The organism is Peribacillus sp. SRI_006 (assembly GCF_057586375.1).
In genome coordinates this window covers 56,511-78,306 of the sequence record NZ_JBYCZT010000012.1, presented here as the reverse complement: position 1 = coordinate 78,306, position 21,796 = coordinate 56,511, and the positions used below count along the sequence as shown (strand labels likewise).

Annotated in this window: 22 protein-coding genes and 1 riboswitch; of the genes, 21 read left to right on the top strand and 1 reads right to left on the bottom strand. The window is 41.9% G+C overall.

All coding sequences use genetic code 11. The features are described from left to right. The 14 genes from AC2YHV_RS18240 (at position 1) to AC2YHV_RS18175 (ending at position 15,593) form a co-directional block, all read left to right on the top strand. Complete coding sequence (locus tag AC2YHV_RS18240; RefSeq protein ID WP_487373853.1) at positions 1 to 1,434, top strand: aldehyde dehydrogenase family protein; 1,434 nt, start codon at positions 1 to 3, stop codon at positions 1,432 to 1,434. Between the two features lie 52 nt (positions 1,435 to 1,486). Beyond that, the gene (locus tag AC2YHV_RS18235) at positions 1,487 to 2,110 is read left to right on the top strand and encodes a cupin domain-containing protein (RefSeq protein WP_098863906.1); all 624 of its coding nucleotides are present in this window, start codon (positions 1,487 to 1,489) and stop codon (positions 2,108 to 2,110) included. A 2-nt stretch (positions 2,111 to 2,112) separates the two neighbouring features. Beyond that, a complete protein-coding gene (locus tag AC2YHV_RS18230) occupies positions 2,113 to 2,811 on the top strand; it encodes an alpha/beta fold hydrolase (RefSeq protein WP_487373773.1) in 699 nt (232 codons plus the stop codon). Positions 2,812 to 2,880: 69 nt separating this feature from the next. Beyond that, positions 2,881 to 3,657 carry an HpcH/HpaI aldolase family protein gene (locus AC2YHV_RS18225; protein WP_400448755.1) on the top strand — a complete coding sequence of 259 codons (777 nt, stop codon included), beginning with the start codon at positions 2,881 to 2,883 and terminating at the stop codon, positions 3,655 to 3,657. A gap of 57 nt (positions 3,658 to 3,714) precedes the next feature. After that, the gene (locus tag AC2YHV_RS18220) at positions 3,715 to 4,953 is read left to right on the top strand and encodes an ester cyclase (protein WP_053536252.1); all 1,239 of its coding nucleotides are present in this window, start codon (positions 3,715 to 3,717) and stop codon (positions 4,951 to 4,953) included. 63 nt (positions 4,954 to 5,016) lie between these two features. Continuing rightward, a complete protein-coding gene (gene hisD / locus AC2YHV_RS18215; RefSeq protein ID WP_487373772.1) occupies positions 5,017 to 6,270 on the top strand; it encodes a histidinol dehydrogenase in 1,254 nt (417 codons plus the stop codon). A gap of 595 nt (positions 6,271 to 6,865) precedes the next feature. Continuing rightward, entirely contained in the window at positions 6,866 to 8,047 is a 1,182-nt protein-coding gene (locus AC2YHV_RS18210) for an MFS transporter (RefSeq protein ID WP_255294591.1), read from the top strand. A 49-nt stretch (positions 8,048 to 8,096) separates the two neighbouring features. Next, the gene (locus tag AC2YHV_RS18205; protein ID WP_487373771.1) at positions 8,097 to 9,464 is read left to right on the top strand and encodes an amidase; all 1,368 of its coding nucleotides are present in this window, start codon (positions 8,097 to 8,099) and stop codon (positions 9,462 to 9,464) included. A 221-nt stretch (positions 9,465 to 9,685) separates the two neighbouring features. After that, positions 9,686 to 9,877: a Spo0E family sporulation regulatory protein-aspartic acid phosphatase gene (locus AC2YHV_RS18200; protein WP_283929258.1), complete on the top strand. Its 192-nt coding sequence runs from the start codon at positions 9,686 to 9,688 to the stop codon at positions 9,875 to 9,877. A 102-nt stretch (positions 9,878 to 9,979) separates the two neighbouring features. Beyond that, entirely contained in the window at positions 9,980 to 11,206 is a 1,227-nt protein-coding gene (locus AC2YHV_RS18195) for an MFS transporter (protein ID WP_487373770.1), read from the top strand. 514 nt (positions 11,207 to 11,720) lie between these two features. Then, positions 11,721 to 12,689 (top strand): ABC transporter substrate-binding protein, encoded by a 969-nt coding sequence (locus AC2YHV_RS18190; RefSeq protein WP_487373769.1) that lies wholly within the window; start codon positions 11,721 to 11,723, stop codon positions 12,687 to 12,689. Between the two features lie 85 nt (positions 12,690 to 12,774). Next, entirely contained in the window at positions 12,775 to 13,779 is a 1,005-nt protein-coding gene (locus AC2YHV_RS18185; protein ID WP_487373768.1) for a FecCD family ABC transporter permease, read from the top strand. After that, positions 13,776 to 14,789: a FecCD family ABC transporter permease gene (locus AC2YHV_RS18180; RefSeq protein ID WP_487373767.1), complete on the top strand. Its 1,014-nt coding sequence runs from the start codon at positions 13,776 to 13,778 to the stop codon at positions 14,787 to 14,789. Before AC2YHV_RS18185 ends, AC2YHV_RS18180 begins: the two co-directional genes overlap by 4 nt. Before the next feature lie 15 nt (positions 14,790 to 14,804). After that, entirely contained in the window at positions 14,805 to 15,593 is a 789-nt protein-coding gene (locus AC2YHV_RS18175) for an ABC transporter ATP-binding protein (RefSeq protein WP_063575205.1), read from the top strand. 97 nt (positions 15,594 to 15,690) lie between these two features. Here AC2YHV_RS18175 and AC2YHV_RS18170 read toward each other — a convergent pair whose 3' ends face one another. After that, a complete protein-coding gene (locus tag AC2YHV_RS18170) occupies positions 15,691 to 16,029 on the bottom strand; it encodes a YmaF family protein (RefSeq protein WP_098863897.1) in 339 nt (112 codons plus the stop codon). A 184-nt stretch (positions 16,030 to 16,213) separates the two neighbouring features. On the opposite strand from AC2YHV_RS18170, the gene AC2YHV_RS18165 reads away from it, so the two are divergent. The 7 genes from AC2YHV_RS18165 (at position 16,214) to AC2YHV_RS18135 (ending at position 21,784) form a co-directional block, all read left to right on the top strand. Continuing rightward, positions 16,214 to 17,191: a zinc-dependent alcohol dehydrogenase family protein gene (locus AC2YHV_RS18165; protein WP_487373765.1), complete on the top strand. Its 978-nt coding sequence runs from the start codon at positions 16,214 to 16,216 to the stop codon at positions 17,189 to 17,191. A gap of 176 nt (positions 17,192 to 17,367) precedes the next feature. Then, entirely contained in the window at positions 17,368 to 18,678 is a 1,311-nt protein-coding gene (locus AC2YHV_RS18160; protein ID WP_278089611.1) for an amidohydrolase family protein, read from the top strand. A gap of 5 nt (positions 18,679 to 18,683) precedes the next feature. Then, positions 18,684 to 18,941, top strand: coding sequence for a hypothetical protein (locus AC2YHV_RS18155; RefSeq protein ID WP_487373764.1), 258 nt, complete (start codon positions 18,684 to 18,686; stop codon positions 18,939 to 18,941). Positions 18,942 to 19,248: 307 nt separating this feature from the next. Beyond that, entirely contained in the window at positions 19,249 to 19,617 is a 369-nt protein-coding gene (locus tag AC2YHV_RS18150) for a nuclear transport factor 2 family protein (RefSeq protein ID WP_487373763.1), read from the top strand. A gap of 67 nt (positions 19,618 to 19,684) precedes the next feature. Beyond that, a complete protein-coding gene (locus tag AC2YHV_RS18145; protein WP_487373762.1) occupies positions 19,685 to 20,158 on the top strand; it encodes a GNAT family N-acetyltransferase in 474 nt (157 codons plus the stop codon). A gap of 141 nt (positions 20,159 to 20,299) precedes the next feature. Then, positions 20,300 to 20,411, top strand: a riboswitch (SAM riboswitch). Between the two features lie 102 nt (positions 20,412 to 20,513). After that, a complete protein-coding gene (locus AC2YHV_RS18140; RefSeq protein ID WP_487373761.1) occupies positions 20,514 to 20,687 on the top strand; it encodes a hypothetical protein in 174 nt (57 codons plus the stop codon). Between the two features lie 80 nt (positions 20,688 to 20,767). Next, positions 20,768 to 21,784, top strand: coding sequence for a methionine ABC transporter ATP-binding protein (locus tag AC2YHV_RS18135; protein WP_487373760.1), 1,017 nt, complete (start codon positions 20,768 to 20,770; stop codon positions 21,782 to 21,784). Positions 21,785 to 21,796 lie beyond the last annotated feature (12 nt).

Here is a 21,796-nt window from a genome sequence, read left to right as displayed (position 1 = left end):
ATCAAGACAAATTCCGATAAAAAGAGATTATACATCGGCGGCGAGTGGCTGGATGGTAATGATCATTACGATCTTCGGTCCCCTTATTCCGGCAGATTGATCGCGCAAGTGCCTTTGGCAGAAAAGGAGACGGTACTAAAAGCGATAAAATGTGCGGAACAAGGTGCAAAAGAAATGAAAAAGCTAACAGCCCTTGAGCGCTCCAATATCCTGGAACGTGCAGCCGAAATTTTCAAGGAAAGACTTGAGGAATGTGCATTAATACTCGCTAAGGAAAATGCTAAGCCATTAAAGGCGGCAAGGGGCGAAATTTTACGCACGATTGAAACATACAAGTTTGCAGCAGAAGAGGCAAAACGGATTCATGGTGAAACGATTCCGATGGATGCCGCTAAAAATGGCAAAGGCCGCTTTGCTTATACAAAGCGTGAACCGCTCGGCGTCATTGCTGCCATCACACCATTTAACTTTCCATTTAATTTAGCGGCACATAAGCTTGGTCCCGCGTTTGCTGCAGGCAACTCGGTCATTTTAAAACCGGCATCACAGACTCCGCTTAGTGCATTGGCCGCAGCCGAAATTTTTGAAGAAGCAGGTTTACCTAAAGGCGCCCTGAATGTTGTCACAGGTAAAGGAAGTGTCGTCGGCGACGTATTGGTCACTGATCCGAGAATTAAAATGGTCACATTTACAGGAAGTGTCGAAGTCGGTTTGGGGATCAAAGAAAGAGCTGGCTTGAAAAAGGTGACATTGGAGCTTGGTTCCAATTCTGCTGTCATCATCGACAGTGCTGCTGACTTGGATGCCGTTGCACAGCGCTGTGTCGAAGGTTCCTTTGCCTATTCAGGTCAGGTTTGCATCTCTGTCCAGCGAATTTATGTACAGGAAGATTTATATGATTCATTTTTGCAAAAGTTTACCGAAAAGACGAAGCAGCTAAAATTTGGGGATCCGGAATCAGAAGATACAGATCTTTCCGCGTTGATCAGTATAAATGAAGCAAAACGAGTGGAAGGGTGGATCGAATCGGCTAGAAACGCTGGAACGGAAATCGCATATGGCGGTCAAAGAACAGGTGCAATCCTTCATCCAACCATTATCAAAAATGCGGGGTCAACACAGGAAGTAAGCTGCCAGGAAGCATTTGCCCCCATCGTTTCAGTCAATTCCTATAAAACATGGGATGAAGCCATCGACCTTGTGAATGATTCTTTATACGGCCTCCAAGCAGGCGTCTATACGACTTCGATGCCAAAAGCTTTTGATGCTGTTGAACGGCTTGAGGTCGGAGGTGTCATCGTGAATGACATCCCATCATTCAGGGTGGATCACATGCCATATGGCGGAGTGAAAAACAGCGGGACTGGCAGGGAAGGGATTAAGTATTCAGTCGAGGAAATGACTGAATTAAAACTAGCCGTCTTTACTCTCTAAATAGCGCGATCATGAAAATAAAAAATTAACGAACACGGAAGGGGAAATTAAAATGTCAGTACAAGAACCTAAAGTAAAAAAAGCGGTAACGAATGAGGAAATGGAAAACAATTGGATCGTCCGTTTTGATCAAATGAAATCAAAAGGAATACCGTTAATGTTCATTGATAGTATCATTCCGGGTCATCAACGTCTCAACTATACATTAATTGGGGATACAGCAAGCGAAAATGATAATTTCACACCTGAAATTACCGAGCCGCATGGTTTTCAAATCGGAATGGTGAAAGCCCAGAAAGGAAACGGTCCTGCTTACCATACGCATGATTACATTGAATCCTTTCTTCCTCTCTCAGGAAAATGGCGTTTCTACTGGGGGAAGGGTCCTGATGAAATTGATGGCGAAACGATCATCGATCAATGGGACTTAATTTCATTACCGCCAGGCTTATGGAGAGGATTCGAAAACATCAGTGAAGAAGATGCTTGGATCTTCGCCGTTCTTGAACAACATAAAGTATTTGATGGAAAAGACCCTTACTGGTCGCCAAAGGTGATCAAGGATGCAGCTGAATATGGATTCTTTGCCAATGATTTAGGCAAAATGATTAAACCCGATAACTTTGAAGAACTTGAAAAGGAAATTGCCGATAAATTGAAAATGGGTGAAAAATAAACATGGGTAAAGTAACGCTCATTTTGCTTCCGGGTACGCTTTGTGATGAGCGTCTATGGGAATTGGTGAACCTCTCAGATCTAGCGGATGTGAAAGTCTGTGATGTATCGAAGGCTGATACTATAGAAGGAATCGCAAAGTCGGTATTGGAAGAGGCACCTGATAAGTTTGCACTTGCAGGCTTATCCCTGGGTGGCATCATTTCTCTGGAAATCATGCGAATAGCACCGGAACGGGTCATAAAGCTAGCGTTACTTGATACGAATCCCAACCCTCCCCAACCTGAACAAATAACAGGCTGGGAGAGGTTCATCGAAATGGCGAATAATGGCCAATTTCTCGATATTACACGCAATTATCTTCTCGCGGTGTTAATCCATCCGGAACGGAGAAATGATGAAGCATTAGTTTCAAAGATCATCGATATGGCTGAAAAGGTCGGCAAAGAAGGGTATATCAATCAGTTAAAAGCCGTGATGACGCGCTCTGACCAACGTCCCATCCTTGCTGCTATTGAATGCCCGACCATGATTTTGGCAGGAAAGGAAGACAGGGTATGTCCTGTTCATATGTCTGAATTTCTAAAAGAGAACATCCCGGCGGCGAGTCTTGAAATCATTAGTCATTCGGGTCATTTAAGTACGTTAGAACAGCCTGAAAAAGTGAGCGCTGCAATGAGGAAATGGTTGTCTGGTAATTGAAGTGCCGGGAACTGGACGTGATTTTGCAGCATGGAACGAGATACAGTCTGCAGAAAGAGAGGGAAGACGATGAAGAATAATGCCATAAAGGACAAAATCAAACGCGGGGAACAAGTTCTTGGTGCATTTTTAGGGATAAATTCCCCGCCATTAGTCGAAATGCTCGGTTATGCCGGCTTTGATTTCGTCGTAATAGATGACGAGCATGGTGCATTCAGTGCATCAGAGCTTGAAAACATTATCCGTACGGCGGATTCTGTTGGGGTTGTCCCGATCGTCCGGGTTTCATATGACCCTTCCAGTATTCAAAAGGCTTTAGATCGCGGAGCAAAAGGTGTACAAGTGCCAATGGTCAATACAAAGGAAGAGGCACTTGAGGTAGTTAATCGGGCTAAATTCCCTCCATATGGAAATAGAGGAGTATCGTATTCCACCAGACCGGCGCGCTACGGAAAAGATGGCGGAAAACCCTATTTAGATGAGAGTAATGAAAATGTTATGATAATTGTGCATATTGAGACACTCGCTGCAGCAAACAATTTTGAAGACATTGCAACAGTTCCTGGTATTGATTTGGCATTTATCGGTTCTACAGACCTCTCGGTGAACATGGGATACCAACTGGAAGGCGCAAGTCATCCTGAAGTGCAAAAGGTCATCGATGAACTGTTCATAAAAGGGAAAGAGCTTGATATGCCAATTGGTACCGTTGCCAGTAACAGCGCTGCCGCTAATGGGGCTTTTGACAAAGGCGCCCAATATGTCGGGGTCATATTGAATAATGTGATTACGTCTGCGTTAAATGATGTTGTCTCTGCAGGCAAGGCCACTCAATCTGTTAAATGACTTTACAAGAAGTACAGCATTTTGACGAAACTACTTTATACGAAAAGGATGGTAATAATGGCAGAAAAAAAGACAGGTTCAGTGCAAGTGGCTCCAAAAGAAGAAAAAACAACAATGAATGCAAGCCAACCGGTCAAGAAAACACCGAACTTCATCTTCTATGCGGATGCTGAAGACGTTAATATGCTCGATACAAAAGATGATTATGATTACATTAATATAGAAGAAACGAATCAAAAGAAACAGAGAATGAACGGCTTTGACCCGGAATACAACAACATCGTAGATTATATTGTGAAAATCACACGGCAAATCTGGAAAGAGAAAGACATCGGACTTATTTACGATACGTATAGCACAAGCATATCCGTTCATAAAGGGTTGATCAATAGCCATGGGGTTAACGAAGTCATCTCAGGTACGCTGCAAACACTGCATGCTTTTCCGGATCGGAAGGGGCTTGGTTGGAGTGTAATCTGGTCAGGGGATGATGAAGCAGGATTTTTCACTTCACACCGGGGCCGTTCTGTTGCAACGAACCTTGGAGATAGTTTATACGGTCCTGCCACTGGAAAGAAAGTGATGTTCAGAACAAGCGCTGATTGTATGATCTTAAATAATAAGATTTACGAAGAATGGCTTGTGATGGATACATATCATCTTGTCCTGCAACTTGGCTTGGATCCGGTCGAGTTTGCTAAAAAAATGGCCAAAAGTACGCAGAAGCTTGCTCCTGCTATACAGTTTGGATTTAAAGAGACAGCAGAAACGGGGCTACCACCTAAACTATTCACGCCATCCTCTGATGAGTTCGAGATAGGGGAGTTCATGCAGCTTGTATTCAATCGAATTTGGGCCCGGCGCTCATTTAACTTTGTTCGGGAATATTATGAGGAAAATGCAGTCGTTCATTATGTCTGCAACAAGGATGTAATCGGAGTAAGTGAAATTCAAGGAATGTTCATGAGCCTCTTTGCCTCCATACCGAATGGGAAGGTGATTCTTGAGAGGGTAACTTGCAATAGGCGCGGCTCTGACAGTGATTGGGATGTAGCGGTTCGCTGGAGAATACAAGGAGTGCACGAAGGAACGGGATACTTCGGAGCCCCTAGCGGAAAAGCCATTGATATTGCCGGCATCAGCCACTATAAAATCCGTAATGAAAAAATCTCGGAGGAATGGCTATTGTTTGATGGAATGGAAGTGTTGCGTCAAATCTATTTGCCAGATGAAAACGAATCACAACAAGATGGTGAATCCACAATGGATGATGGGAATTTTACCGGCGTATCATGATTGCCAGTTGACGGCTGTGCTGCAGCCGTCTCTTCATTAAACAACGATTAGGGGGAAAATAGGATGGAATATATGAAAAAAGCGGACGTAGTTGAACAGACCTCTTCACATGACGTGGAACAAACGGTGAAGTCGATTATTGAACATGTAAAAGCAGGCGGGGATGATGCCGTACGGGAATATGAAAAAAAGTTCGGTGATTCCGATCGTCCGGTCCGGGTTAGTGAAGAGGAGATCGAGCATTGTATCAGGACTCTTCCAGAAGAGGTAAAGGTGCTGATCGATCGAGTCGTGGAAAGAGTATCTGATTTTGCTAAAGCACAGTTGAGCTGCCTCACTCCGTTCGAAAAGGATTTTGGCGAGGGTATTAAGATGGGGCATAGAATCGTACCGATCGAAAAGGTGGGGGCTTATGTTCCAGGGGGGAGATTCCCGTTATTATCATCAGGACCCATGGTCGTTGCACCGGCAAAGGTAGCAGGAGCAAAAAGAATCGTTGCAGCAAGCCCGGCCAATTATGAAGGCGGTATCCATCCGGCCGTTTTATATGGCTTGATCCGCTCCGGTGCTACAGACATTTTTGCAATTGGCGGGGCGCAGGCCATCGCTGCCATGGCATATGGAACCGAATCCATCCCGGAAGTGGATATCATCGCTGGACCAGGAAACCGGTTTGTAGCAGAAGCAAAACGTCAAGTGTTCGGTAAAGTGGGCATAGACCTTATTGCCGGGCCAAGTGAAGTGATGGTTTTTGCTGATGATTCGGCTTCACCTCAGAAAATAGCGGCCGATTTACTTGCCCAGGCCGAACACGATCCGTACGCACGGGCCATTCTTGTCACAACGTCCAGAACGATTGCCGAAGAAACAGAGAAAGCAATCGAAGGCTTTTTGAAAACCTTCTCACCATCTTCCCCTGCACACGAATCATGGGAAGAAAGAGGGGAAATCATTTATGCAGATTCATTACAAGAAGGACTGGATATTTGCAATGATTATGCCATTGAACATCTGCATTTGCATATCAAAAATAGCCGTGAATTGATGGATAAGCTAACTAATTATGGATCACTATTCCTTGATGAAGGCAGTTCCGTCGTCTTCTCTGACAAAGTCTCTGGAACGAACCATACATTGCCGACTCAAAAAGCAGCAAGATATACAGGGGGACTTTGGGCAGGAAGTTATGTGAAGGTCATGACACATCAGGAAATCACAGGTCAAGGCATTCAATTTCTGGCATCCCATGCGGAAGATCAATCCGAAATCGAAGGCTTGGAAGGCCATAAATTATCGGCCACAGTCAGGTTGACATGATGTTGAGCATATAAAAATTAGGAGACAGAAGATAAAGGGGTCTATCTAAAAGTTAAAACAAAGTTGATTGGAGCGGGTATGCGAGACTCCTGCCGGAAAAGCGCGCGCCTGGAGAAGAGATCAACGTTCAAAAAAATGTAGATAAACTCGTTTTTCATCGATTTTGTCTACAGTCGGCCGTAGAATATTATTCTATTGATTTAGTGAAAAGCAAATGAATGCCTATGATATTGTGAAAAATTGAATTCCTTTAGTCTATTTAACTTAAGTGAAGTGTAGGTTACTGAGGTCAAAGCGAGGACTTTATACGCTAATACAATTAGAATTTTAAAAAGTGTATTAGAGGATAATATCCTCGTTTTACCCTGCATCATAATTTTATATCACAGCCCAAAGGACGGTAATAAATTTATTCCATAATATTAACTCTTTGTTGGATATTTTGGTTGTGGCATCTCAGGGGTTTACTTAAGGGCATTCGATAAAGGTCTTCAGGCATCACGAATTTTCGAGCTGATTCAACTGCTCCTTTTTTTGGCAAGAGGTAAGTGAAAAATAACAATGAGGTGACCTAATGAACAAAGTCCAATTTCGGTTGAATATTATATTATTTTTCATCATAACCGTTCTCTTCTTTATTAGCATTTCAGCCTTTGATCCATTTATTTCATCATACGCCAAAGATTTAGGGATCTCACCTGCAGTGATAGGCAGTGTGATGGGAGTGACGGGGCTAGCATCCATGTTCTTCCGTTTCCCGCTTGGCGTATTCTCGGATATGCTGAACAAAAGAAGATTGATTATTCAAGTTGGGCTTTTAATTACAATCATTGGTTGGATAATCGCTTTTATAGAACCAAACGCCACTACCTTGTATCTCGCGAAATTTTTGGATGGTATAACGGGGGCTACATGGGTTCTATATACTGTAATGTTTGCCTCTTATTTCGGTGTCCATAATTCTGCAAAAGCTGTTGCTTTTTTAACTTTGGCAGATTACATTGGGGCTTTAGTGGGTTCGGTAATAGGTGGAATTGTCGCAAACAGTTACGGATATTCATATTCTTTTCTTGTTGCCGTTTTTGCTGCTTCTATCGCCTTTGTTTTAACGTTCCTTTTGAAAGAGAAAAAAGTTACAGTGAAAAGGGAAAAAGATGATATAAAAAGAATCGTTAAGGAACAAATTACCGATAAAAACTTATGGCTTTTATCTCTGCTAGCAATCATAACGCTGATGGCTTCTTTTGGAATGAGAGTTACATTTACACCTCTTGTGGCAAGAGATTTAGGGGCTGATGCGATTGCTCTAAGTTGGCTATCGAATACGTTTTTAATTGCCGGAGGGATTGCTGCTGCATTATGTGGAGGATTTTTTTATAAAAAGTTGGGCTTAGTGAACACAGCTATTGCAGGAGCATTTTTACAATGCGTTGTTGCTATTTTGACACCATTTGCACCAAACTTACCATTGCTCTTTTGTTTGCAAGCGCTTTCCGGTATCGCATTTGCATTGAATTTTACTGTTTTAATGTCATTAAGTATTATGGATATTCCAGAACATAAGCAATCCACGAGGATGGGATTTTTTCAAAGCGTGTTTTCGTTTGGAATGTTTTTTGGTCCGGTTTTGATGGGGATATTGACAGAGGCATTCTCAAGGAGTTTTAGCTTTATAATAATAGGAATCCTTTCGGCTATTTCAGGTATATTGATAAAACTTTTTATTAGAACAAAAGCAAATGAAAGCGTTCCAAACGTGAGGGATCAGGTTAGTTAGAACTATTCGGCCTATTGATTATAAAGCACAGATAGAGGGGTCATGCAAATTGATTTTAACAATAAAAGAACTGATGGAGGGGTATAAAAATAAACTGTTTTCCCCTACTGAAATCACTAAATTGTATATGGGAAGAATAAATAAATTAAATCCAAAAATGCATTCTTACATTACCGTAACAGAGGAAAAGGCATTTTATCAGGCAAAAAAGGCGGAAATGATGATTAATTCAGGAGAAGTAAGAGGAAGTTTGTTAGGGGTACCTATTTCGTATAAAGATTCTATTGATACTGAAGGTATCTTAACAACTAGCGGCTCAATAATTGATGAAAAGCGAATCCCGACTGAAAATGCTGAAGTCGTCACAATGTTAGAACGGGAGGGCAGTATTTTACTTGGTAAAAATAATATGTATGAATATGCATTTGGCATAACCTCTGAGAATCCTTTTTTTGGTGATGTCATAAACCCGTGGAATAAGAATAAGACTGCAGGTGGATCCAGTGGTGGTTCAGCTGCTGCTGTAGCAGCAAACCTCTGCTTAGGTTCCATCGGTACAGATACTGCCGGATCAATTCGTGTACCAGCAGCTTGTTGTGGTGTCGTGGGCTTAAAACCTACTTATAACTTAGTTAGCATGAAGGGTATGACCCCATTATCGTGGACTCTTGATCATGCAGGACCGATTGCAGGTAACATTGAGGATACGGCGATAATCATGCAAACCCTTACAGGCATCCCTTACACAACGACAGGGTTGAATGGACTGTCAGGAATGAGAATCGGCCTGCCGACACATTATTTCAATGAAAATATGGATGACGAAGTCAAGAAAATGTATGAAAAAGCTGTACAGCATATGATCGATTTAGGAGCTGCTATAGTAGAAGTAGATACTTCTTTTTTATCGGATGTAGTAAGTATTGCAACGACACTTGGGACGTCAGAAGTTGGGGTTGTTCACAAAGAACGTATTCAGTCGGCTATTCACCTCTACAGTGAAGGCGCGCAAAAAACATTTGAAAAAAGTCGCCTTATTTCAGCCTATGACTATTTAAATGCTTTGCAAAAAAGGGCGGAATGGACTCGTAGGGTGTCAGAAATCTTTTTGGACGTTGATGTAATGATTACCCCAGCGATGCCTATTGCCACAGCTGACCTACAGACAGAAGAAGTCACCATTGGGGGACAAAATGAATCTCTCGGGGATTGTATGATTCGTTACACCAGCCTTTTTAACATCACAGGGCATCCGGCGTTATCGATCCCTTTTGGGCTTACAGAACCTGGAGTTCCTCTCGGATTACAGTTAATCGCCAATCACAATAGAGAAGACCTCTTATTTCGTGCTGGGTATGCTTATGAGCAATATGCCTTGACAAGTTTTTACTCTGAGAGGCATTTTAAAATGCAATGATTAAATGGTTTTGGCTCCAGGACCGATTGCTCTGATCTTCTATTGGTGAGTTGAAAAACTGGGAGTAAGTAGTAATGGTACATTTATTATTTGCTAGTTCTCCCAACTTATTATGAAACTCGTATATTTTATCACGCTATATAAAAAATATTTCGATATTTGAATTTACCACAGAACTACCCTTAATGATACTTGTTTTAATAGGAAAGGATACAAGATCAATGATCTTAAAGACAGTATTAGAATTAAGTAAGATGATAGATGGGCACCGCCAGGATATGTATGTATTGACGAAGAATAAAGGAACCTCTCATCCGGAGGTTATAAAGATCAGCCAGCATTTGAATGAGGATATTTTAAGGATGCAAAATATCATAGAGGAAATCAATCCTCGCCATCAAACAATGATTTGATAGTGTTTCCTTGAAGCAAGTTAGGAGAATTAGTGTAAATACTAATAGCATCGCCTTTCTGTCCAGTGGGACGAAAGGGAGGGGAATGAAAGGGTGGAATATATGGACAAAACGAATAAAATTAATAATCGGAAAGAAACCATCTTATTCTTTATCATTAGCTTGTTGTTCTTTGTCACGATTACCGCATTTGATCCATTTATCTCCTCTTATGCTAAAGATCTTGGGTTCGATTCAGTTATTATAGGCAGTATAATCGGCATTTCAGGAATTGTGGCCTTATTGACACGACTTCCGATAGGCGTATTTTCGGATATGCTGCATAAACGAAGATTGTTTATCCAAATCGGGTTGCTGATAACCATTGTAATGTGGACGCTAGCCTTTTTCATACCGAATGCAACCACATTGTACCTTGGGAAAATTTCGGACGGGTTAACAGGTTCCACCTGGGTTATTTACAATGTTATGTTTGCCTCTTATTTTGGTGTGAAGGAAGCTGCAAAAGCAGTGGCGATATTGGGTGTTGCATCGCCGGTTGGCTCCATTCTAGGGACAACCATCGGTGCATTAGTGGCCAATAGTTATGGCTATCGGTATAGCTTTTTAGTAGCGGTGGCCGCCGCCATACTTGCACTCGTTTTAACATTTTTCACAAAAGACCTAAGCATTAAAGGGGTAAAAGTAAAATATGATAAGAAAATACTTGTCGAGCAAATCACCGATAAAAAAATCTGGGTCATATCCGTTTTGGCAACGATTGCTTTGATGGTCACCATCGGAACAAGGGATACGTTCACACCTTTAGTTGCAACCGACCTTGGAGCAAATCCGCTATTGATTGGCATGCTGGCGAACACACACCTGATCATATATGGCTTAGCCGCAGGATTATGCGGAGCCCTTTTTTATAAAAAAATCGGTTTAATGAATACGGCGATTTTGGGAGCGGTATTACAAGGGGTCATCATCATATTGATTCCTTATGCTGAAAATTTAACGATGCTTTTCCTATTGCAAGCATTCCAAGGTTTCGGTTACGGGCTGATCTTTACGGTCGTCACTTCCTGGGCTGTTGAAAATATCCCGGAGATTAAACAATCTACGAGAATGGGCCTGTTCCAAAGTTTATATTCGGCTGGAATGTTTTTGGGACCCGTCCTAATTGGCATCTTGATTGAAGTGTTTTCGAGATCCACAGGTTACCTGATCATGGGGGCATTATCAATTGCTTCAACCATACTTATCAAAACCTCCATAAAACGCTCAAAAAAAGAAGCTTCCAATGAAGAATTTCCTCTTGAAGAGATGCTGATTAATAGAAAATGATTTTTGAAACAGGAAAGAGCAGACCCTTAACGGGTTTGCTCTTTTTTAGTTTGAGTCGGATGCTATATTTAATAAAACGACTATGTCATTTAAGGCTGAGCGTCAAATTAATATTAATTAATATTTGGTTTTGTACACAAAAAATGTTTTACCTAAAAATTAATAATTGGAACGGAAGGTGCGAGACTCCTGCGGGAAAAGCGCGTCAAGGGGAGACCCCGCAGGCGCATGCCGAGGAGGCTCGCGGACCGCCCGCGGAAAGCGAGTGCCCTACGTTCCAATCGACGCTGGTAAACCTTGATAATCTAAGACTTTCATAGGGTCCAATTTACTTCACGTTATCAATAAAATGCATGCAGATTGTCTTAATGGCCATAATGATTTTTATTCACAAAATTTCATTAATATTGACGGTATCAATCTATGACTTTATCATAACAGCAGGATAATGATAATCATTTTCAATTATGATTAACTCGTGAAGAAGGTATAGGTGACGGGAAGGGTGCAAAATATGAGGGAATTTAGAAAAGTAAGAACGTTTGGGGGAGGAGCATTCATCCTGTTACTTGCTATTATGGTGATGTTATCAGGATGTAATAATTCTCAAAAAACAACAGAAGCAGAGAAGACTTCTGCCAAAACAAGTAATCAAGAAATAAGGACGATTAAGCATGAAATGGGAGAAACGGAAATGAAAGATACTCCTAAAAAAATCGTTACGCTTGAGTTATCTTTCGTTGATTCTTTAAATGCCCTAGGGATAAAACCTATCGGGATTTCGGATGACAACAAAAAAGAGATGATTACAAAACTTGTAGGGCAAGAGATGGATTATACTTCTGTAGGAACACGCGAGCAGCCTAATTTAGAGGTGATCAGTTCTTTACAGCCGGATTTAATCATTGCAGATGCTGAGCGGCATAAAGGGATTTATAAAGATTTGCAGAAGATTGCTCCTACTATCGTCTTAAAAAGCCGGGAATCTACCTATCAAGAAAACCTGGATTCTTTTAAAACGATTGCAAAGGCAGTGAATAAGGAAGATGCTGCAGAAAAAAGATTGAGTGAGCATGAAAAAACGATTAAGGAACTTAAATCAAAGCTTACTGTTGATTCAAATATGACGGTTTTACCAGCAGTTGTACGAGATACTTCATTCCAAGCCCATACTTCATCTTCTTATGATGGAGAATTGCTTGAGCGCATGGGATTGAAAAATGCCATTCAGCAGAAACAGCCACATGCCGAGATGAACCTTGAGCAGCTTGTCGAGATCGATCCGGATGTGTTGCTTTTAGCGAACAATGAGGGTAAGTTACTTACTGATGAGTGGAAAGACAATCCACTTTGGAAAGACTTGAAAGCTGTAAAAAACGGACAAGTGTATAGTGTTGATCGAGACTTATGGACGAGATACCGCGGTGTTGTATCAGCGGAGGCCATTGCTAAAGACACTTTAAACATGCTTGGAGAAGAATAGACGAACAAAAGCGAAGTAAGAGATCCCATTCTTACTTCGCTTTCCATTAGGTTTAAATTTTGTCAGGAAGTGTGTTGTATAGAAAATGGAAACTGTAGGTAGAAGTAAACTGAAAGTATTATGTACGGCTATAGCTGGGATCGTTTTGTTAATTTTAGGCATCCTGACGAGTATTTCTGTGGGAGCGTCCGATATTGATGCATCAATGGTTTTGAAGTCCTTTTTTGAGGCCGACTCGTCCAAGGAACAGACTATTATAAGGACTCTTCGATTGCCACGAGCTTTAGTTGGAGCATTGGTCGGTGCCAATTTAGCGGTAGCGGGTGCTCTCATGCAGGCTATTACCCGGAATTCATTAGCTTCTCCACAAGTGTTTGGTGTTAATGCCGGTGCATCATTTTTTATTGTGTCAGCTTTTGTTTTCTTTCCTAACCTTTCTTCCGTGTCTCTAGTTTGCGTTGCATTCATTGGTGCAGCAGTGGGAGGGATGGCAGTCTATTCTTTTGCTTCGGGAGGAGGAATGACCCAAGTGAAGCTGGCATTGGCTGGAATGGCTGTTCACTTTTTTTTATCTTCTTTAACGCAAGGCATGATCATCTTTAATGAACAAGCGAAAGATGTGCTCTATTGGTTAGTCGGGTCAATTAATGGAAAAACATGGGCCCACGTGAACATGATTCTTCCTTGGTCTATCTTCGGGCTGCTTGTTGCTGCCATGTTCTCTCGATCTGTTTCCATCCTTGTCTTAGGAGAAAATATGGCGCAGGGACTTGGGCAGCGGGTGTACCGAATCCGTATTTTAGCAGGAATATTGGTGATCATTTTGGCAGGATCTTCGGTTGCCGTCGCAGGCCCAGTGGGATTTGTGGGATTGATCATTCCTCATATCGTTAGGAGGCTGGTGGGCGGGGATTATCGAAGGATCATCCCTTTTTCTGCATTATTCGGCGCTTTACTCTTAGTGTACGCAGATATTCTCGCACGTTTCATCGCTTATCCTTTTGAGTCGCCGGTAGGCATCGTAACCGCTATGATCGGTGCGCCATTCTTCCTTTATTTAGCGAAGAGAGGGAGGAATATTAAGCAATGAAACTAAAACGGACATTTGGGTTGAAATCAACTTTGCCCCCTTATTCCATTATCCTGTTGCTCTCGGTTACCGTGCTGATTTTAGCAATGGTGAGCCTGGGCTTAGGGGCCATTTATATTTCACCTTTAGAAATTCTCCAAAATTTCCTTGGAAATGGCATGCAAAGTCAGACATTCATTCTGCACAACTATCGCATACCGCGCATTCTGATTGCCGTGATAGTGGGGGCCGGATTGGCAACAGCCGGAGCCATTCTTCAAGGGGTCCTTCGAAATCCGCTGGCTTCTCCAGATGTGATTGGGGTAACAAAAGGGGCAGGATTGGCAGCAGTTATCGTCATTGTTTTATTTCCGCAATCGCCCATTATCATACTGCCTCTTTCAGCATTTATCGGAGCGGCGGTCATGGCTGCCATTTTGATGATATTTGTTTATAAAAAAGGAGCTCAACCAAATACGATAGCTTTGGTCGGAATCGCTTTAGGGGCCATATGTCAAGCTGGCATAGAGTATTTCATGGTCAAGTTCCCGGATGATGTAAACACGACACTGCTGTGGTTGACTGGCAGTCTTTGGGGAAGAGGATGGGATCAAGTATTCATTTTGCTACCATGTCTTATGCTTGTACCGGTATTGATTGCATTAACTTCAAAAATGGATGTACTGAGCCTTGGAGACGATATGGCCACAGGTCTCGGTGAAAGGTCAAAATTACTGCGTTATATATTGTTAAGCGTTTCAGTCATATTGATCGGAGTCTGTGTAGCTGCGGTTGGTTCAATCGGGTTCATTGGTTTGATCGCTCCCCATATTGCGAGGAGAGTGGTAGGGTCAAAATTCAAGGTTTTACTTCCCGCTTCAGCTCTTTTGGGTTCTATCTTTCTACTTGTTGCCGATAGCCTGGGAAGAGGATTGTTCCCTCCAATAGAAATCCCCGCCGGTATTATCACTGCGGTGATTGGTGTACCATATTTTTTATATCTATTGCGCCGTGAAAGAAAAATAACATAAGGAAGGCTGAATATCATGACAACATTATCAGCAGAGCATCTTTCGCTCTCTTATGGGGCAACTCAAATCATTGATAATATCGATTTGGAAATTCCTGAAGGTAAGATCAGTATAATCATTGGTTCCAATGGTTGTGGCAAATCTACGATTCTGCGGTCCCTAGCTAGATTATTGATGCCGCAGCAAGGCACGATCTATTTAGATGGAAAGTCCATTCATCAGCAATCTTCCAAAGAAGTGGCCAAGAAATTGGCCATCTTACCCCAAGCTCCGGAAGCTCCGGAAGATATAACCGTTAAAGAACTATGCTATTATGGCAGGCATCCGCACAAAGGCTTATTTTCCAGACAAACCCCAGAAGATCATAGGATTGTCGAACGTGCCTTATCAGCAACAAAAATGACGGAGTTCGCTGATCGGACATTGGATGCCTTATCTGGAGGACAAAGGCAAAGAGCATGGATTTCGATGGCCTTGGTACAAGAAACCGACCTTTTACTGTTAGATGAACCGACAACCTATCTGGATTTAGCGCACCAAATTGAAATATTGGAATTACTGCGCGATTTAAACGAAACGTATGGACGCACGATTGTCATGGTTCTGCATGATTTGAATCAAGCGGCACAGTATGCCGATCATCTGATTAGCATCAAGCAGGGAAAAATCTATAAAGAGGGACCGCCTGAAACGGTATTCACAAAAGAGATGATCAAGGACGTTTTCAGACTGGAATGCTGCATTATTGAAAACCCTGTTGATCAAACGCCTCTATGCATTCCCATAGGTTTATCTCAGGATTAGAAAAACTATTTCTAATAAAGTTAGAGATGCATTTAGAGTCTATCGAAGGCAAAAAAACATCAGGGGGATTTCCCATCCCCCTGATGTTTTTTTGTTCTTATTTATTTCCTGGGGCAGGTTGATCGACCCCTGTAATTCTATGTCTATGCCCATCATCTTCCGTTGTATAAAAATCATAGTAATGAACATGCATTCCATTTCCAACCGGAATGGGCGGTCCCGAATATGCCTTATAATAATGGGAATGTCCATCCTCAAATAACACATATCCTTCAGTATAATGAATATGTCCTCCCTCTTGTGCTGAAATTGGCGGGGATGTTACATCTAAACATTGATGGACATGGCCGTCCGCTATGGAAGTATAATCAACAGATCCATGATTGTGATGTGGTACAAACCCAGATACAAAATCATTTTTTCCTACCTTATTCAATCTCTTCACCCCTTGTACATAATAAAAAAACTTTTATAAAACATATGCTTGGAACAACAAGAAGATTCTTAACGACAAATTTATGAAGGAGGGATTAAAACGTGGAAAACCAGAATCATAATATAATAATTCCACAGTTAAATGTTAAAATGGAAAGACTTATATATTAAAGGAGTCTATTATTTTGGAAGCCAAATGTATTAAATTCTATGAGTTTGGGGATCCGCAAACGGTTTTAAAGGTTGAAAATAAATGTATTCAAAGACCTTTCGAGGGGGAAGTCCTCGTCCGGATGATCACACGTCCCATTAATCCGTCTGACTTGCTGCCCATTCGCGGTGCCTATTCCCACCGAATCCCCTTGCCTTCCATACCTGGTTATGAAGGGGTCGGCATTGTTGAAGAAGTGGGTCCAGCAGTTTCGAAAGAGCTGATAGGCAAGCGTGTTCTGCCCTTGCGCGGTGAAGGGACCTGGCAGGATTTTGTTAAAACATCAGCGGAGCTGGCCATCGTCATTCCGGATTCGATTGAAGACCATATAGCAGCGCAATTATATATAAATCCGGTAACCGCATGGCTAATCTGTACAGAAGTATTAACTTTGAAACCGGATGATGTATTACTCGTAAATGCTTGCGGATCTTCCATTGGCCGTATACTCGCCCAGTTATCCAAGATTCTTGGATTTAAGCTGATTGCTGTAACGAGAAACGATAAGTATACGGAAGAACTGCTTAAACTTGGTGCTTCATATGTGATCGATACATCCCGATCATCATTGCATGATACTGTGATTGAAATGACGAATGGACGCGGCGCGAAAGCGGCCATAGATTCAGTGGGCGGCATCGATGGTTCAGAACTGGCTTTTTGTGTACGGCCTAATGGCATCTTATTGACGATTGGCCTTTTATCAGGACAGCCTGTGAATTGGGCGGAAATTTCACGAAGGACAAAAGTGGATGTTAAAATGTTTCATCTTCGGCATTGGAATCAGCAGGCTTCCATTCGAACTTGGCAGGAAACATTTAACCTTTTGATGGGGTTCATTGCTGATGAAAAGTTGAAGTTCATGATGCCCGATTCCCACTACAGCCTTCAAGATGTTAAGGAAGCGATTATTGTCACGAGCAATAAAGGGAAGATATTTTTAAGCAGCTGATTTCACAATGGATAACCACTTAATTGAAGCATTTATCTTGGTGCTCTTCCAATAGGTTCCTAAGGTAAAGTGAAATGGCCCCTGATAATATGGAATTACTTGATTACCTGTAAGGTGCTAGTTTAGAATGCGGAATAGGACATGTTGATACTGATACGACTTTGGAGGAAATACTTATGAAAACAATATATGTGAATGCTACATTTTTTACGATGGACAAGGAAAACCAAATCATTGAAAACGGCATGATGATTGTACAAGATCATACCATATCCTACATTGGCCAGCATGATGAACAGCAATTGGCAGATGCAGATCATGTGGTCAACCTTGGCGGGAAATGGATCATGCCAGGCCTTGTGAATGCCCATTCGCATATTGTAATGACCCTTTTACGCGGTATCGGGGACGATATGCTGCTGAAGCCATGGCTTGAAACGAAAATATGGCCGATCGAAAGCCAGTTTACAACGGAAATCGCCTCTGTAAGTTCACAGCTAGGCATTATGGAAATGATGAAATCAGGAACAACGACATTTTCGGATATGTTCAATCCTAATGGAATAGATGCCGGTGCCGTCATGGAGACGATAGGCGAAACAGGAATGCGCGGAGCCTTTTCCTATACGATTTTCAGCTTGGGTACCGAAAAAGACCAAAAAGCGAACCTCATGGGGGCTGAGCAGTTTTCAAAAAACTATAAAGCATTTGCCGATGGCCGCCTGACTACCATGGTCGCACCACATAGCCCATATGCCTGCACGCCTGAAGCGATCATGGAAAGTGCACGAATTGCGAAAGAGAATGATTTGATGGTGCACATCCACGTATCGGAAACGGACTTTGAAATCCTCGACATCGAAAAACGTTACGGATCCCGTCCAGTCGAGCACCTCCGCCGTCTAGGCCTGTTCGATCAGCCCACCGTCATGGCACATGGTGTGGTCCTTAATGATGAAGAGCGGGCGATCCTAAAACAGCATGATGTTCGCGTTGCCCATAATCCAATCAGTAACCTGAAGCTCGGATCTGGGATAGCAGATGTCGTCAGCCTTCTTGATGCAGGCATTAAGGTGGGAGTGGCAACGGATGGCGTCGCCTCCAATAACAACTTCGATATGTTCGAAGAAATGAGGACAGCCGCATTACTGCAAAAAGGAATGTATAAGGATGCCACAAAATTCCCTGCCCAAACAGCACTCGCCATGGCCACAAGAATGGGCGCCGAAGCGATAGGCATGGGTCACACAGGATCACTGGAAGCTGGTAAAAAAGCAGATTTCATCACCATTTACCCATATAACAAAGAACACCTGCAGCCACTGAGTGAAGCCTATTCGCACCTGCTCTATGCAGCACGCGGAAATGACGTATGTGATGTATACATTGATGGAAAAGTGGTCGTGAAAGATGGCCGCTGCTTAACGATCGATGAAGAAAAAGTAATCGCCGAAACCAACCGTCTGCAAGGAACCCTATCACGATAACACTGATGGGAAAACAACCGGATGCACAGAAGAAGGAGCTGCCATTTGCAGCTCCTTTTTTTATGGGTTGGGGGAGTAACTATTTAGAGGTATCGAATGGCAGTAAAAAAGGAATGGCCGCTAGTATTGTGGAATATATGGTTTACTTAGAAATCCGCTGTGAGTCCAGTCACGAAGTCAGCCAGCTAAAAATAGTAATAAAATGGGGACGGCAAAAACGGTTAAAAAAGAAAGGCTCTTTTCGTAAAGATTGTTGTTTTTAAAACGAAACGATTTAAGGTTGATTGGAGCGGAAGTGCGAGACTCCTGCGGGAGCAGCGGGACAGGTGAGACCCCACAGGCGTTTACGCCGAGGAGGCTCACCGCCCGCACCAAGGAAAGCGAGCATCTGGAGGGGAAATCAACCACTCTACATTACTTGGTAAATAGCAACAAAGTATGGAAAAACAGCCAAACAAAAAAAGAAAAAAGTGCTGCTGACCGCAATTATAACCAAACCAACTGGATATAAAATCTTTGCCAGCATGGATCATGAACTTCAACAATAGTTGAAAAAGGAGGACAAGATGAATGGACAGGGAATCTTCATTATTAAAAGAGCATTTGTATCAGCTGGAGGAGAAATTGTTAAAATCTGAAGTTCGTACATCTCGAGAAGAGCTTTCATCATTATTGAAAGATGATTTCTTTGAGTTCGGCAATTCGGGTAACATATGGTCAAAAAGCGATTTTATTGGGCAAGAGGGAGCCGGAGCAGTGAACATGACCCTAAGTCAATTTGAGATGCATCCATTGTCTGATGATACCGTGTTAATTACATACCGGATTTTTGATGAAGATAAGCTGGAACATACCTTAAGAAGTTCAATCTGGAAATGTGCGAATGGAAGATGGCAGATGTTTTTTCATCAAGGCACAAAAACAAAAGGGCCCTTTTAAGACTTTTATTTATGAAAAAGAAAGTTTTCCCTGCTTGAAAACTATTTCACTAAAATGATAAGGGTGGATGAAGTTGATCTTTCGTACCATTGATACGGACAAAGATAAAGATACTATCATTAAATTCCGGAAAGATTCCTTTATTGCAAGTTTTGGAACTGATGCGGGTTTTGGAGATGAACATGCCTATCTGCAACGAATGGAAGAAAGGGTCCGCAAATTTCCAGATGGACAGGTGATCATTGAAAAGGACCAAGAACCGATTGGACAAATGGAACTTCATATTCGGGAGTATGAAGGAACTGAAATTGGCTATGTGAATCTATTTTATCTTATTCCCGAATACCGCAGTAAAGGCCTTGGCAAGGAATTGGTTCGCTACGCAGAAAACTTTTTCAGGCAATTTAATGTATCCGAATATCACTTAAGGGTTTCTCCGGATAATCAAAGGGCGATTTCTTTATATACGAATTCAGGCATGGTGAAGATAAGGGAAGAAAATGAAAAATACCCTGTATGGAGAATGAGCAAATCATTATAAAAGTAGAAATATAAAATATATTGATATAACAAAAAAGTATCGATTCACTATACTATGAAACTATTTATGGCGATGAAAAATAAGGTTGACTTTAGCGAAATTAGAATATATAGTGAAGGACATAATTAAATATAACGTTAATTCTTATCAAGAGATGTGGAGGGACTTGGCCCTATGATACCTCGGCAGCGGGTTTTTACTTTTGTAAAAATACTGTGCTAATTCCAACGGACGAAAGTTTGAAAGATAAGAAGGAGCTTTTCTTAGATAATTAATTTAAGAGTTTACTCTTTTTTATGTCTAAAAGAGGCCTCTTCTGTCTGATGACGGAAGGGGCCTCTTTTGTTTATTCAAAATGTATATGGTTATTTGGAGAATTGGTGCAATTACTCGTGAGTTTGGCAGATTTACTCGTGAGTTTGGTGGATTTACTCGTGAATTTTGCAGAATTACTCGTGAGTTTGGCGCAGTTACTCGTGAGTTTCACGTAATTACTCGTGAATTTCGCAGTTTCACTCCTGAATTTTAACCCTATCATTATGAAACGTTGCAAAGCTCTTCTCTCTGGATAAGGAATTCGTACAAATAAACAGCATGGGGGGAGATTGGATGATTGAGTTTCAAGGTGTTAAAAAGATTTATCAAACAAAGAAACAGACTGTCGAGGCTTTGAAAGGCATTGATTTGACAGTGGAAAAGGGGGATATATTCGGGGTAGTCGGTTATAGCGGGGCCGGAAAGAGTACGTTGATCAGGTTGGTCAATTTGCTTGAACATCCTTCAGATGGTTCGGTGATTGTTGGTGGCAAGGATTTAACCAAATTAAGCCCGAAGGAATTACGGGCTGAAAAGAAAAAAATCGGGATGATCTTTCAGCATTTCAACTTATTAAACTCAAAGACTGTTTTTGATAATATTGCTATGCCGCTGGTTTTATCGGGAACTCCGGCTAAGGAAATTCAAAAACGTGTAGGCGAGCTGTTGGAGTTCGTTGGCCTATCGAGCAAAGCAAAGAGTTATCCGGAACAATTATCCGGCGGGCAAAAGCAGCGGATCGGCATTGCGAGGGCATTGGCTACGAATCCATCGATCTTATTGTGTGATGAAGCTACGTCGGCATTGGATCCACAAACAACGAGTGCAGTTCTGCAGCTCTTAAAAAAAATTAATAAAGAATACAATATCACCATCCTGCTAATCACTCATGAGATGTCTGTCATTCGGGAAATTTGCAATAAGGTAGCGGTCATGGAGGGCGGCTGCGTCGTTGAACAAGGTTCGGTTTTCGAAGTTTTTGCCAAGCCGCAAACGGATATTGCAAAAAACTTCGTGAGAACGGTCATACATGACGAAATTCCACAAAGTTTCTTAAAAAGCATAGGGTCCCACATCCCGATTATTTGGAAAATTAATTTTATTGGAACTACTTCGGGTACTCCTTTACTTTCAACCATCTCGAAGAAATATGATGTTCATTTAAGTGTCTTATCAGCCAATATTTCTGAAATCCAGGAAACGCCTTTCGGGAATTTGATCATCGAAGTGACCGGGAGCAAAAATGAGGTCGACAAGGCTTATCAATATATTAAAGATGAGGGGATTCTCGTCCAGGAGGTGCAAGTATAAATGGGTAATACG